This window comes from Kitasatospora sp. NPDC059673 (assembly GCF_042734215.1).
In the GTDB taxonomy this organism is placed as follows: Bacteria; Actinomycetota; Actinomycetes; order Streptomycetales; family Streptomycetaceae; genus Kitasatospora.
Window position 1 is genome coordinate 13,419 of the sequence record NZ_JBHWEN010000021.1, and the last position, 13,557, is coordinate 26,975.

At 69.2% G+C, this 13,557-nt stretch carries 8 protein-coding genes, 1 tRNA gene and 1 pseudogene; 6 read left to right on the forward strand and 4 right to left on the reverse strand.

The window, feature by feature from the left end; translation table 11 throughout:
* Position 1 precedes the first annotated feature (1 nt).
* The 3 genes from dnaJ to dnaK form a co-directional block, all read right to left on the reverse strand.
* On the reverse strand, positions 2 to 1,150 hold the full coding sequence (gene dnaJ / locus ACFV18_RS23415) for a molecular chaperone DnaJ (RefSeq protein WP_380486204.1): 1,149 nt from the start codon (positions 1,148 to 1,150) through the stop codon (positions 2 to 4).
* Positions 1,151 to 1,289: 139 nt separating this feature from the next.
* A complete protein-coding gene (gene grpE / locus ACFV18_RS23420) occupies positions 1,290 to 1,880 on the reverse strand; it encodes a nucleotide exchange factor GrpE (protein ID WP_380486206.1) in 591 nt (196 codons plus the stop codon).
* Positions 1,877 to 3,724, reverse strand: coding sequence for a molecular chaperone DnaK (gene dnaK, locus ACFV18_RS23425; protein WP_380486208.1), 1,848 nt, complete (start codon positions 3,722 to 3,724; stop codon positions 1,877 to 1,879). The genes grpE and dnaK overlap by 4 nt, the downstream gene beginning before the upstream one ends.
* A gap of 327 nt (positions 3,725 to 4,051) precedes the next feature.
* On the opposite strand from dnaK, the gene ACFV18_RS23430 reads away from it, so the two are divergent.
* The 4 genes and pseudogenes from ACFV18_RS23430 to ACFV18_RS23445 all read left to right on the forward strand — a co-directional run bounded on the left by ACFV18_RS23430 (position 4,052) and on the right by ACFV18_RS23445 (position 9,915).
* Positions 4,052 to 6,265 carry a (Fe-S)-binding protein gene (locus tag ACFV18_RS23430; RefSeq protein WP_380486210.1) on the forward strand — a complete coding sequence of 738 codons (2,214 nt, stop codon included), beginning with the start codon at positions 4,052 to 4,054 and terminating at the stop codon, positions 6,263 to 6,265.
* Positions 6,266 to 6,650: 385 nt separating this feature from the next.
* Positions 6,651 to 7,724, forward strand: a pseudogene (locus tag ACFV18_RS23435) (sugar phosphate nucleotidyltransferase); the annotation flags it as partial.
* Positions 7,725 to 7,960: 236 nt separating this feature from the next.
* Positions 7,961 to 8,926: a Yip1 family protein gene (locus ACFV18_RS23440; protein WP_380486212.1), complete on the forward strand. Its 966-nt coding sequence runs from the start codon at positions 7,961 to 7,963 to the stop codon at positions 8,924 to 8,926.
* 95 nt (positions 8,927 to 9,021) lie between these two features.
* Entirely contained in the window at positions 9,022 to 9,915 is an 894-nt protein-coding gene (locus tag ACFV18_RS23445) for a metal-dependent hydrolase (protein ID WP_380486214.1), read from the forward strand.
* Positions 9,916 to 9,998: 83 nt separating this feature from the next.
* Here ACFV18_RS23445 and dcd read toward each other — a convergent pair whose 3' ends face one another.
* Entirely contained in the window at positions 9,999 to 10,574 is a 576-nt protein-coding gene (gene dcd / locus ACFV18_RS23450) for a dCTP deaminase (protein WP_380486216.1), read from the reverse strand.
* Between the two features lie 450 nt (positions 10,575 to 11,024).
* On the opposite strand from dcd, the gene ACFV18_RS23455 reads away from it, so the two are divergent.
* Positions 11,025 to 11,098, forward strand: a tRNA-Gly gene (locus ACFV18_RS23455).
* Between the two features lie 661 nt (positions 11,099 to 11,759).
* Positions 11,760 to 12,992 (forward strand): DNA sulfur modification protein DndB, encoded by a 1,233-nt coding sequence (locus ACFV18_RS23460; protein WP_380486218.1) that lies wholly within the window; start codon positions 11,760 to 11,762, stop codon positions 12,990 to 12,992.
* The last annotated feature ends 565 nt before the right edge of the window (positions 12,993 to 13,557 follow it).

Here is a 13,557-nt window from a genome sequence, read left to right on the forward strand (position 1 = left end):
CTCACGCTCCCTCCGCCGCCTTGAACAGGGCGGCTCGCGGGTCGTCCGAGGCGGTGGCCTCGCGGTACTGCTCCAGTGCGCTCAGGGCGTCGCCGCTGACGATCTTGGGTACGGCGACCTCGACAGTGACCAGCAGATCTCCACGGGTGCCGTCCTTGCGGGTGGCGCCCTTGCCGCGGGCCCGCATGGTCAGGCCGTTGGCGCTGCCCGGGGGCAGCTTGAGCTTCACGGCCGGTCCGTTCAGGGTCGGCACCTCGATGGTGCCGCCGAGTGCGGCCTCGGGGAAGCTGACCGGCACCGTCACGGTGAGGTTGTCACCCTTGCGCCCGAACACCGGGTGCGAGTCGACGTGCACGGTGACGTACAGGTCGCCGGGCTGGCCGCCGCGCTCGCCCTGGGCGCCCTTGCCCTTGAGCCGGATGCGCTGGTTGTCCTGCACGCCGGCCGGGATCCGGACCTGCATGGTGCGGGCCGAGGAGGCCCGGCCGCTGCCGTGGCAGACGGTGCACGGGTCGTCGACGATCATGCCGCGGCCCTTGCAGTCCCGGCAGGGCTCGGAGAGCGCGAACGCGCCCTGGCCCCGGCTGACGGTGCCCGCGCCGACGCAGGTCGGGCAGACCCGGGGGGTGGTACCGGTCTTGGCGCCGGTGCCGGCGCAGGCCCGGCAGGCGGCCTGGGAGGTCATCCGCAGCGGCACCGTCGCGCCGTCCACGGCCTCCTCGAAGTTCAGGGTGACCTCGGTCTCGACGTCCGCGCCGCGGCGCGGCTGCGCGGTCTGCCGGCCGCCGCGGTTGAACAGGCCGCCGAACACGTCGCCGAGCCCGCCGCTGCCGCCGGCCCCGCCGTTGAACAGGTCGCCGAAGTCGAAGCCGCCCGCGCCGCCCGCGCCGCCGCCCGGCCGGAAGCCGCCGCCGGCGAACAGCGAGCGTGCCTCGTCGTACTCCTTGCGGCGCTTCTCGTCGGAGAGCACGTCGTACGCCTCGGAGATGTCCTTGAACCGCTCCTCGGCCTTGGCATCGCCCTTGTTGGCATCCGGGTGGAACTCCCGGGCCAGCTTGCGGTAGGTCTTCTTGATCTCGGCGGCGGTGGCGTCCTTGGGCACGCCGAGGACCTTGTAGTAGTCCTTCTCCACGTAGTCCTTAGCGCTCATGGCCTTTGACCGCCACCTCCCGTAATCAATCCTGAAGTCTGTTGGTGAAGCGTGCTGTTGTGCAGAGCCGTAATACGGCGCTGCGGAGCCGGCCGCCGTACTGGACGACGTACGACTCCGCAGCGCTCAGGGACTCTACTCAGCTGTCGGACGAGCCGTCAGCCTTGTCGCCGTCCGGTTCGCCGGCGGTCTGGGTGCCCGGCTGGGGCTCCGCGACCGCGACCATCGCCGGGCGGATGATCCGCTCGCCGATCCGGTACCCGGGCTGGAGGATCTGCACGCAGGTGTCCTCCGTGACGTCCGACGAGTAGCTGTGCATCAGCGCCTCGTGGATGGTCGGGTCGAAGGGCTCGCCCTCCTTGCCGAACTGCTGCAGCCCGAGCTTGGCGACGACCGTCTCCAGCGACTCGGCGACGGACTTGAAGCCACCCGTCACCTCGCCGTGCTCGCGGGCCCGGCCGATGTCGTCCAGCACCGGGATCAGCGACTCCACGATGCTGGAGACCGCGATCTCCCGGACGGTGGCCCGGTCGCGCTCGACCCGCTTGCGGTAGTTCTGGTACTCCGCCTGGAGACGCTGAAGGTCGGCGGTGCGTTCAACGGCCTCGCGCTTGGCGGCGGCCAGCTCCTCGGCACCCGCGCCCGCGACAGCCTCTTCGGCGGCCTTCAGCACGGCTTCCTCGGCGGCGGAGTCGTCGCCGGGCTGCTCGCCCTGCGGCTTCTCCGTCATGCCACACCGCCCTTGGGCTTCTCGTCGTCGACGATCTCGGCGTCGACCACGTCGTCGTCCTTGGCGCCGGCCTCGCCGGCACCGGCCGCACCGGTGGCCGCACCCGCGCCGTCGGCCTGCGCGTACAGCGCCGCGCCGAGCTTCTGGGCGGTGGTGGAGACCTTCTCGGTGGCGGTGCGGATGGCCGCGATGTCCTCGCCCTTGAGGGCTTCCTTGAGCTCGCCGATGGCGGTCTCGACCTCGGTCTTGACGTCGGCCGGGAGCTTGTCGGCGTTGTCGGCGATGAACTTCTCGGTCGAGTAGACGAGCTGCTCGCCCTGGTTGCGGGTCTCCACGGCCTCGCGGCGCTTGTGGTCCTCCTCCGCGTAGCGCTCGGCCTCCTCGCGCATGCGGTTGACCTCGTCCTTCGGCAGCGAGGAGCCGCCGGTGACGGTCATCTTCTGCTCCTTGCCGGTGCCGAGGTCCTTCGCGGCCACGTGCATGATGCCGTTGGCGTCGATGTCGAAGGTGACCTCGATCTGCGGCAGGCCGCGGGGGGCCGGCGGCAGGCCGGTCAGCTCGAACATGCCGAGCTTCTTGTTGTACGCCGCGATCTCGCGCTCGCCCTGGTAGACCTGGATCTGCACGGAGGGCTGGTTGTCCTCGGCGGTGGTGAAGATCTCGGAGCGCTTGGTCGGGATCGTGGTGTTGCGCTCGATCAGCTTCGTCATGATGCCGCCCTTGGTCTCGATGCCCAGGGACAGCGGGGTGACGTCGAGCAGCAGGACGTCCTTGACCTCGCCCTTCAGCACACCGGCCTGCAGGGAGGCGCCGATGGCGACGACCTCGTCCGGGTTGACGCCCTTGTTGGCGTCCTTGCCGCCGGTCAGCTCCTTGACGAGCTCGGCGACGGCCGGCATACGGGTGGAGCCACCGACCAGGACCACGTGGTCGATCTCGGACAGCTGGATGCCGGCGTCCTTGATGACGTTGTGGAACGGGACCTTGCAGCGGTCCAGCAGGTCGGCGGTCAGCTGCTGGAACTGGGAGCGGGTGAGCTTCTCGTCCAGGTGCAGCGGGCCCTCGGCGGAGGCCGTGATGTAGGGCAGGTTGATCGAGGTCTCCGAGGAGGAGGACAGCTCGATCTTGGCCTTCTCGGCAGCCTCGCGCAGACGCTGGACGGCCATCTTGTCCTTGGACAGGTCGACGCCGTGGCCGGACTGGAAGACCTTCACCAGGTGGTCGACGACGCGCTGGTCCCAGTCGTCACCGCCGAGGTGGTTGTCACCGTTGGTGGCCTTGACCTCGACCACGCCGTCGCCGATCTCCAGCAGCGACACGTCGAAGGTGCCACCACCGAGGTCGAAGACCAGGATGGTCTGGTCGTCCTTGTCCAGGCCGTAGGCCAGGGCGGCGGCGGTCGGCTCGTTGACGATGCGCAGGACGTTCAGGCCCGCGATCTCGCCGGCCTCCTTGGTGGCCTGGCGCTCGGAGTCGTTGAAGTACGCCGGGACGGTGATGACGGCGTCGGTGACCGTCTCGCCCAGGTAGGCCTCGGCGTCCCGCTTGAGCTTCTGCAGGACGAAGGCGGAGATCTGCTGCGGCGTGAAGTCCTTGCCGTCGATGCCGATCTTCCAGTCGGTGCCCATGTGGCGCTTGACCGAACGGATGGTCCGGTCGACGTTGGTGACCGCCTGGCGCTTGGCGACCTCGCCGACGAGCACCTCGCCGTTCTTGGCGAAGGCGACGACGGACGGCGTGGTCCGAGCACCCTCGGCGTTGGTGATGACCGTGGGCTCACCGCCCTCAAGAACACTGACGACGGAGTTCGTCGTACCGAGGTCGATGCCGACCGCGCGTGCCATCGTGAATACCTCCGGGGAGAAGTTGAGCAGTACAGGCTCAAGGATGCATGAGGGATCCGGAACCGTCAACAGCTTTGAGTCGATGAAGCTCAACTTTACTGAGCGCTTATCTCGTGACCCGCTCCGAGCAGGGCTCGGAGCTGCTCCGGACGGGTGAGTCTGGGCTTAGTGACTGCCGCCATACCTTGAACATCTTCTGGGCGGGTGCTAACGCGCGGTAATGTCCGGCGCGTCACCCCTGAAAGTTACCGACCAGTACACTCTTGGGGGGAGACTTGGAAAGGCTGGGGAGAACCCGGACCGGAAGCCGCTGAAGACGGAGAGCCGATGCAGCTAGCAGCGATCGTCATCTCGCTGGTCACCTTCGTGATCGGCACCGCGCTCGCCGCCCGGGCGGCGCTGTACATCTACAAGGTGGTGCGCACCGGCTCCGCCGACAGCACCCGATTCGGGCAGCCCGCGCAGCGCGTGGCCACCGTGGCCAAGGAGTTCCTCGGCCACACCCGGATGAACAAATGGGGCGTGGTCGGCGTCGCCCACTGGTTCGTCGCGGTCGGCTTCTTCTCGCTGATCCTCACCCTGGTCAACGCCTTCGGCCAGCTCTTCGACGCCGACTTCGCGCTGCCGGTCATCGGCCACTGGCTGGTGTGGAACATCTTCGTCGAGCTGATCGGCACCCTGACCACGCTGGGCATCGCCACCCTGATCGTGATCCGCCTGCTCAGCCTGCCGTCCCGGTCCGGCCGCAAGTCCCGGTTCGCCGGCTCGATCGCCTGGCAGGCGTTCTACGTCGAGTACACGATCCTCGGCATCGGCATCTGCATCATGATGCTGCGCGGTCTGGAGGGCGCCCTCGAAGGCGTCACCTCCTACGACCCGACGTACCTGATCTCGTACCCGATCGTCGCCGCGTTCCAGGGCACCGCCCACGGCACCCTGGTCAACCTGATCTACCTGTTCGCGATGCTGAAGATCTGCATCTCGTTCGCCTGGGCCATCACCATCGGCATCAACCCGTCGATGGGTGTCGCCTGGCACCGCTTCCTGGGCTTCTTCAACATCTACTTCAAGCGCGAGGATGACGGCGGCACCGCGCTGGGCGCCCTGCGCCCGATGACCAGCAACGGCGCCCCGATCGACTTCGAGGACCCGGCCGACGACGCGGTGTTCGGCGTCTCGCAGGTCGAGCACTTCTCCTGGAAGGGCATCCTCGACTTCTCCACCTGCACCGAGTGCGGCCGCTGCCAGTCGCAGTGCCCCGCCTGGAACACCGGCAAGCCGCTGTCGCCCAAGCTGCTGATCATGAGCCTGCGCGAGCACGCCTTCGCCAAGGCCCCCTACCTGCTCGCCGGTGGCGGCAAGGACATGGAAGGTGCCGAGAAGGCCTCCAGCGAGCAGCTCGCCGGCGTGTCCGCCGAGGCCCTCGCCGAGGCCGAGCGCCCGCTGATCGGCACCGCCGAAGAGGGCGGCGTCATCGACCCGGACGTGCTGTGGTCCTGCACCACCTGCGGCGCCTGCGTCGAGCAGTGCCCGGTGGACATCGAGCACGTCGACCACATCGTCGACATGCGCCGCTACCAGGTGATGATCGAGAGCAGCTTCCCGACCGAGGCCGGGACGATGCTCAAGAACCTGGAGAACAAGGGCAACCCGTGGGGCCTGGCCACCAAGGCGCGCCTGGACTGGGTCAAGGAGCTGAAGAAGGAGACCGGCATCGAGGTGCCGGTGATCGGCGAGGACATCGACCCCGCCGAGGTCGAGTACCTGTACTGGGTCGGCTGCGCCGGCGCCCTGGAGGACCGGGCGAAGAAGACCACCAAGGCCTTCGCCGAGCTGCTGCACACCGCGGGCGTCAAGTTCGCGATCCTCGGCAAGGAGGAGACCTGCACGGGTGACTCCCCGCGCCGCCTCGGCAACGAGTTCCTGTTCCAGATGCTCGGCGCGCAGAACGTCGAGACCCTGAACGCCGCGCTGGAGGACGCGCCGACCAAGCGGATCGTCGCCACCTGCCCGCACTGCTTCAACACCATCGCCAACGAGTACCCGCAGCTCGGCGGCCACTTCGAGGTCATCCACCACACCCAGCTGCTGCAGCACCTGATCGACGAGGGCAAGCTGCTGCCGGTCAACCCGGTGGAAGGCCTGATCACCTACCACGACCCGTGCTACCTCGGCCGGCACAACAAGGTCTACACCCCGCCGCGCGAGATCATCGGCAAGGTGCCCGGCCTGCGCAACGAGGAGATGCACCGCCACAAGGAGCGCGGCTTCTGCTGCGGCGCCGGCGGCGCGCGGATGTGGATGGAGGAGCGGATCGGCAAGCGGATCAACACCGAGCGCGTGGACGAGGCGCTGTCCCTCAACCCGGACATCGTCTCCACCGCCTGCCCGTTCTGCCTGGTGATGCTCTCCGACTCGGTCAACGGCAAGAAGAACGAGGGTGCCGCCAAGGAGCACCTGAAGGTCGTGGACGTCGCCCAGCTGCTGCTGGAGTCGGTCAAGGCCACCCCCGCCGCCGAGGCGGAGCCCGTCCAGGCCTGACGCCACCCCACTCCCCGGACCCCGGACGCCCGTTGCGGCTCCGGGGTCCGGGCGTTCGGGCCACCGCCGCCCGCGACGGGCCCGCCGACCGCGCACGGCGACACCGGCGGCCGGGCGGACAGTGGCAGCCCCGACCGGCGGAACCGACGCCCGAACGGCCGCCGAACGTTCCTGGCTGTTGCCCCAAGGCGTGCCCCCGCCCGCACACCTGCCCGGCGGGGGCAGTGGGTTTGACACGCTGTTCGAGCAAATAGAGTATGCGGCGGGGCCGGGAAATAGCCGGTTCCGTCGAAGGCCGCCTTGGGTTGGCCCGACACAGTCACCGAGCGAGCGCACCGGACCCTGTCGAGCCGGGCCGCCGGAATCTGACCAGGGGAGATAGGACATGACCGAGGCGATCATGTTGGTCGGCGGCAAGGGCACCCGGCTGCGCCCGTTGACCACGCACACGCCGAAGCCCATGCTGCCCGTGGCCGGCGTCCCGTTCATCGCCCACCAGCTGGCCCGTGCCGCCGCCGCCGGCGTCACCCGCGTCGTGCTCGCCACCTCGTACCTGGCCGACGTCTTCGTCGACCACTTCAAGGACGGCAGCCCGTACGGCCTCGAACTGGTCTACCTCACCGAGGACGAGCCGCTCGGCACCGGTGGCGCCATCCGCAACGCCGCGGCCGGTCTGACCTGCGGCCCCGACGAGCCGGTGCTGATCTTCAACGGCGACATCCTGTCCGGCCTGGACATCGCCGCCCTGCGCGAGGAGCACACCGCCTCCGGTGCCGACGTCACCCTGCACCTCACCCGGGTGGCGGACCCGCGCGCCTTCGGTCTGGTGCCGACCGACGAGAACGGCCGGGTGCTCGCCTTCCTGGAGAAGCCCGAGACCCCCGAGCAGATCGTCACCGACCAGATCAACGCCGGCTGCTACGTCTTCACCCGCTCGGTGATCGACCGCATCCCGACCGGCCGCGAGGTCTCCGTCGAGCGCGAGACCTTCCCCGAGCTGCTCGCCACCGGCGCCCTGCTGCGCGGCGTCGTCGACACCTCGTACTGGCTGGACCTCGGCACCCCCGCCGCGTTCGTCCGCGGCTCCGCCGACCTGGTGCTCGGCAAGGTCGACTCCCCGGCCGTCCCCGGCCCGACCGGCGAGGCCCTGCTGCTGACCGGCTCGCACGTCGACCCGGCCGCCGTGCTCAGCTCCGGCACCGTGGTCTCCGCGGACGCCGAGATCGCCGCCGGCGCCATCGTCGAGGGCAGCGTGGTGCTCCAGGGCGCCCGGATCAAGGCCGGCGCGTACGTCAAGGACTCCATCGTCGGTGCCTTCGCCGAGATCGGTGAGCGCTGCTCGCTGGACGGCGTGGTGATCGGCGACGGCGCCGTCCTGGAGGCCGAGAACGAGCTCTCCAACGGCCTGCGGATCGCCTGCGGCACCCGCCTGCCGATCGGCGCCGTGCGCCGCTCCGCCGGCCCCGGCGGCTGCGAGGCCGGCCTGAGCAACGCCGCCGCGGTGCACGCGCCCGGCACCCGCGTCGCCGGCTGACCTCCTACGGCCCCGCACGGCCGCGCCCTCGGCAGACCCGCCGACGGCGCGGCCGTGCGCCGTTTCCGGGCCCGCGCGGCCGCGTCACAGGACGGCTGCAATCCGGTCGCACCGTCATGATCACCCGGCCAGGGGTCGGCCGTTGCGGGTACCGTCGTGCCGTGGCTGGCAATCGACACGACGACGGACGGGGAGCCGACCCCCGGCGCTGGACGGCACCCCAACCGGGCACCCCGCAGAGTGACCCGTACCGCGGTGCGCCCACCGGCGGCCCCGAGTACTTCACCGCCCCGACCCCCGGCTACCCCGCCCCGAACCCGGGTTACCCCGCCCCGCCCGCGCACCCCGGCGACCAGCCCGGTCACACCAGGGCCTTCGCGATCGGCGAGCAGCCGTACGACGACGGGGCCCACCAGGGGGCGTACGGCGCTCCGTACGACCCGTACGGTGGCGCGAACGCCGGGGCGGACGGCTACTACCAGCAGCAGTACGACCAGCAGTACGCGCAGCAGGGCGGCTACCCGGTCGAGGACAACGTCGCCGTCTACCGGGCCGGCGGGCAGGCCGCGCCGCACCTCGGCGGGCCCCGGCTGCCCTGGCGGGAGCTGCTCGCCGGGATCTATCGCCGCCCGAGCGCCACCTTCGACCGGATGCGCGACCACCAGGTGTGGCTGCCCGCGCTGAGCGTGTCGCTGCTGTACGGCGTGCTCGCGGTGTTCGCCCTCGACAGCACCTACGACGAGGTGGTGCACTCCACCTTCGCGGTCGCACTGTGGGCGATCGCCGCGGCCGCGGTCGGCTTCACAGTGGCGGGCGGCATCCTCAGCGCCGTCACCTACGCGCTGGCCCGGCAGTTCGGCGGCGACGGGCCCTGGCAGTCGACGATCGGCCTGGCCGTCCTCGTCAGCTGGACCACCGACGTCCCGCGGCTGCTGCTCGCGCTGTTCCTGCCCGCCGACAACCTGGTGGTACAGGCGGTCGGCTGGGCGACCTGGGTGGGCTGCGCGGCGCTGCTGACCATCCTGGTGCGGCGGATCCACGACCTGCCCTGGGGCAAGGCGGCCGGCGCGGCGGCGGTGCAGCTGATCGCGCTGCTGGTGCTGATCAAGCTGCCCACGCTGGGCTGAGCCCCGATCGCCGCGGAGCCCCGGCCGTCCGGATGGTGGGATTTTTGTAGGGTGGGGTGTTCGGCCCACCCTCAGATCCCGTCCGGAGCCCGCGCATGAGCCTGCCCACCACCCACGTCAGCTTCCCGGCCGGGGCGGTGACCGGCGCCTCGCCGATCCTCGCCGTGCACACCCTGCCGGACGGGCGCACCGCCGTGGTCACCGAGGCCACCCCGTTCCACCCGGTCGACCACACCTGGCCCGACCAGCCTGCCGACCTCGGCACCCTCACCGTTGACGGCGCCACGCACCCGGTTGTCGACTGCCTCACCGGCGGCCACGGCCCGGCCGGCGAGTTCGCGGCCGGCGCCGACATTCCGGTCCGGCGCGGCGACGAGGACTGGTCCTGGCTGGTGCTGCACGTGCTGCCCGCCGGCGCGCTCGGCCCGGAGGCCGTCGGACGCACCGCCGAACTCGCCGTCGATGCCGAGCGCCGCGCGCTGCTGTCCGCCGCGCACACCGGCTGCCACCTGCTGGCGCTCGCCCTGAACGCCGCGCTCGCGCCGCGCTGGCGCAAGGACCCGGGCCGCGCCGACGCCTTCGGCCACCCGGACTTCGACAGCCTCGCCATGGACACCTCGGTGATGGACACCGAAGCCAGCACCGACACCTACCGGATCGGCAAGTCGCTGAAGAAGAAGGGCTTCACCGTCGACGCCACCGAGGAACTCCCCTCCCTCGCCGACGCGCTGCCCGCCCTCACCGAGGACGTCAACGCCCGCCTGGCCGCCTGGGTCGCCGCCGACGCGGCCGTCCGGATCGACGTCCCCGGCCCCGAACTCACCGCCCGCCGCCGCTGGCACGCCGAGCTCCCGGACGGCGCCGCGGAGATTCCCTGCGGCGGCACCCACCTCCACCACCTCGGCGAACTCGCCGAGCTGCGCACCGAGTTGACGCTCTCCGCGGACGGCACCGAGCTGGTCGCCCGGACCAGCCCCAAGCGCGCCTGACCCCGCGCCCCGCACATGGCGAGGGCCGGCCCCGAACTGCGGGGCCGGCCCTCCTTGCTGTCCGTGCGCTCTGCTGAAGCGGCTCAGACCTCGGTGCGGTGGAAGTTCAGGAACGACCGCGACGGCGTCGGGCCGCGCTGACCCTGGTAGCGGGAGCCATAACGCTCCGAGCCGTACGGGTGCTCGGCCGGCGAGGAGAGCCGGAACAGGCACAGCTGGCCGATCTTCATCCCCGGGTACAGCTTGATCGGCAGCGTCGCCACGTTCGACAGCTCCAGCGTCACATGGCCGCTGAAACCCGGGTCGATGAAGCCCGCGGTCGAGTGCGTCAGCAGGCCGAGCCGGCCCAGGCTGGACTTGCCCTCCAGCCGCGAAGCAACGTCGTCCGGCAGCGTGATCACCTCGTAGGTGGACGCCAGCACGAACTCGCCCGGGTGCAGGATGAACGCGTCATCGCCCTCCGGCTCCACCAGCCGGGTCAGGTCCGGCTGCTCCTCGGAGGGGTCGATGTGCGGGTAGCGGTGGTTCTCGAAAACCCGGAAGAACCGGTCGAGGCGGACGTCGATGCTCGACGGCTGGACCATCGCCGGCTCGAACGGGTCGATGACGACCCGCCCCTTGTCGATCTCGCTACGGATGTCATTGTCGGAGAGCAGCACGCCCCCGAGGGTACGTGCCACCGGCGGGCCACCCAAAAGCACCCGCCCCGCGGACCTGCCCCGACCGCCGCCCGGACCGGCGGCCGCACCGCCTACGCCCGCAGCCCGCGCGACAGTTGGGCCGCCGACAGCTCCGACACATCGGCCCGCACCGAACTCCGCAACCGCCCGCACCGCGGACACCGCAACAACCGCCCCGGCCCCAGCCGCCCCGCCTGCAACTGCTGCATCGGAAACGCCACCGTCCCGAACAGATGCCCCTCCGCACAACGAACCAGAGTGCGCTGCTCCATCGGTCCCCTTCCCACACATCCGCCGAAAGCCGTCACATTAGGGGACCAACCGGACACCACCCCACCAGGCTCGCCGCCACCCCGAACCCCGCACTCCCACCCCACTCGATGGGGTACAGTGGTGCTTGATCGATCCGTCCCTGACGGGTCATCAGCTGCGGGCGTAGTTTAATGGTAGAACATGAGCTTCCCAAGCTTAGAGCGCGAGTTCGATTCTCGTCGCCCGCTCCAGCGGAAAGCCCCAGGTCAGCGACCTGGGGCTTTCGTATTGTCTGGACCAATTCGCCCCTGCCCTGCCAGAAGCTCGATCCGTTCGGTGCGCGGGCGGCGAATGCCGGCTCGCTGGACCGGCTTCTGGGGGCATGAGTGGTGATCGGCGGCGTCAGGGGCTCCGGTGAGGTGGGCGGAGAGCCGGCGGCCTGAGGGTGCTGGCGGCGGCTGTGGCGGCTGGGTTGGCAGCTCGACATCGCCGAGGGTGCTCGGCGTCTGCAGTGGCCGAGTGTTCTGATCGGCGCTCCCGGTTCGAGGTCGGGATGCCGAGCGAAGTGCGCCGGTTTGTGTCAGATGAGTCGGGGTCGAGGCGATGCCCCTCAAAGCTTCCAGTGGTTTCGGATCTCGCGGTTCGTTCCGTCCCTGACCTGCGGCGTTGCGAAAGTGGCTGGAGCTCACGCTTTGGCGGGTCGGCAGCTTCCGCGGACAGAAGCCTGGAAGGAAAACTTGTCCGCAGTCGCCATGGTGGCGAGCGCTGCGTCACCGCAGTTTGAGATTTCCAAGCTGAGGTGGAGCTGAACAGGTGGTGCTGCAACCGCAGTTGACGAGCCGTTGGATCGCCAGCTAGCGTCCTGCGACACGACGAGACGTCAGAGGGGCGCTCGTGCAGGGGAGGAAACACGTGTCCATCACCACGTTCACGAAGCCAGTCACCACCGGCTTCCCCATCCAGCTCTCGGTCGTCCGTGAGGGCGTCATGGTGAACGCCGTCATCGACGGCGAGAACCTGCTCTACCTCGTCAATGACCCGGCGAAGGTGGAGGAGGACGCCAAGCGTGCCGTGAAGGCCGGCTATGAGATCGACCCTTACGCCCGCTTGCGCGCCGAGGTGCAGCGGCCCATAGGTACGGCAGGCAGCAAGAAGGCCAAGAACGTTGGCGAGTACGCGGACTACATTGCAGCCGGCCTGCGGGGGGACTTCGACAGTGCGTGGTCGGTGCCGCAGATCACCCTCTGGTCCCCGCGCCCGCTGAGCCCGGACGAGAGCGGCATGTGGCACCTGCCGATCCGTGACGGCCTCATCGCCCTCGACGCCGAGACCCAGGTCACGGCGCTGCACCGGATCAAGAAGAACCCGGCGGCATACGACCTGGAGGACTTCGACTTTGGTGAACTGAAGCTCTCCATTGAGATCTTCCACGGCATCAGCGTCATGGCCGCCCGGCAGATCTTCCACGACCGGAACCTCAAGGGTGTCCCGGTCGACAAGTCCCTGGCCATGTCCATGGACGGCCGCGACTTCGGCACCACGGTGACGCGCAAGCTGATGGAGTCGCTGACCGTGCCGTTCGGCGAGGGCACGGCTCCACTGTCCAGCCTGATCCTCACCGGCAAGCGCCAGGTGTCGGACAAGGCTGCGGAGTGGATGACGATGTCTGTCCTGCGGACGCTCATTTCCACGGCCATGCTCGGCAAGGCCGGCATCCATGCCGCCTCGACCGGTATCGAGTACGAGGACATCCCCACTGACGGCAACCACAGTCGCCCCGAGCAGGCCGTCGTCCAGCGCGAGATCATGGAGACGGTCGGTCACTTCCTGCAGCAGAACGCCGAGCTGTTCCACGCCAAGACCGCCATCACTGCTCCTGCCGTTGTGGCCGGTCTCGGCGCGACCATGAGCCGCACCATGTCCTGGTCCACCGACCCGATGCCCGAGGGCGTCACCTTGGAAGCCCTCCTGGAGAACGTCCAGTGGGAGCGCGAGGCGAAGTACTGGAGTGGCATCGCGGCCAAGCTGACACACACGGGCAAGGTCAGCTGGGCCGGTGGTGCCCGCGACTCCGGCCACAAGGTCTATGACGCGCTGAACAACCCGGACAGCGAAACCGGCATGCAGATCCGCGGTCGTTTCTAGCTTCCAAGTGCGGTGACTCCTCCCCAATCATGGTTGGGGAGGGGCCGCTCGTGGTGAGAGTTCCACTCGGAAAATCTGAGGTGGCATGGCCATCACGTTTGGACGGTGGCTCTATGGTTTGTGATCGGAGTCCCGCGCTCCTCTCCCATCCTCCATATGCCGCCTCATGGCATCACGGATATAAGGCGTCTCATCCATGTGATACCGAAGTCTGACCAGCTGCCATGCCGTTTCAAGCGGCAATCCGCCCAGGAATGTCTGCTGGAGACGGCGCGCGCGCCAGCTGCTGATCGGAGCCAGGATCCAGCGCACGGTGGTGACCTTCACTCCGGCAGTGTGGCATTTGGCATGGTCTCGACCAGCGTGAAGCAGTCAATTGTGTAAACGCCTGCGATGCTCCTGAGGGTCGTCGTTGGAGCCCATGGGTGTGACGAATGCGCTGGTCATGTTCCTGTAGTGGTGGGATGTAGGGCTGGATTGCCTGATGTGAAGACAGAGCATGAAGTTGCAGCGATGAACTCCTGGGACTCGGCAGAATTCGAACAAGCGAATCGCACATATCGTC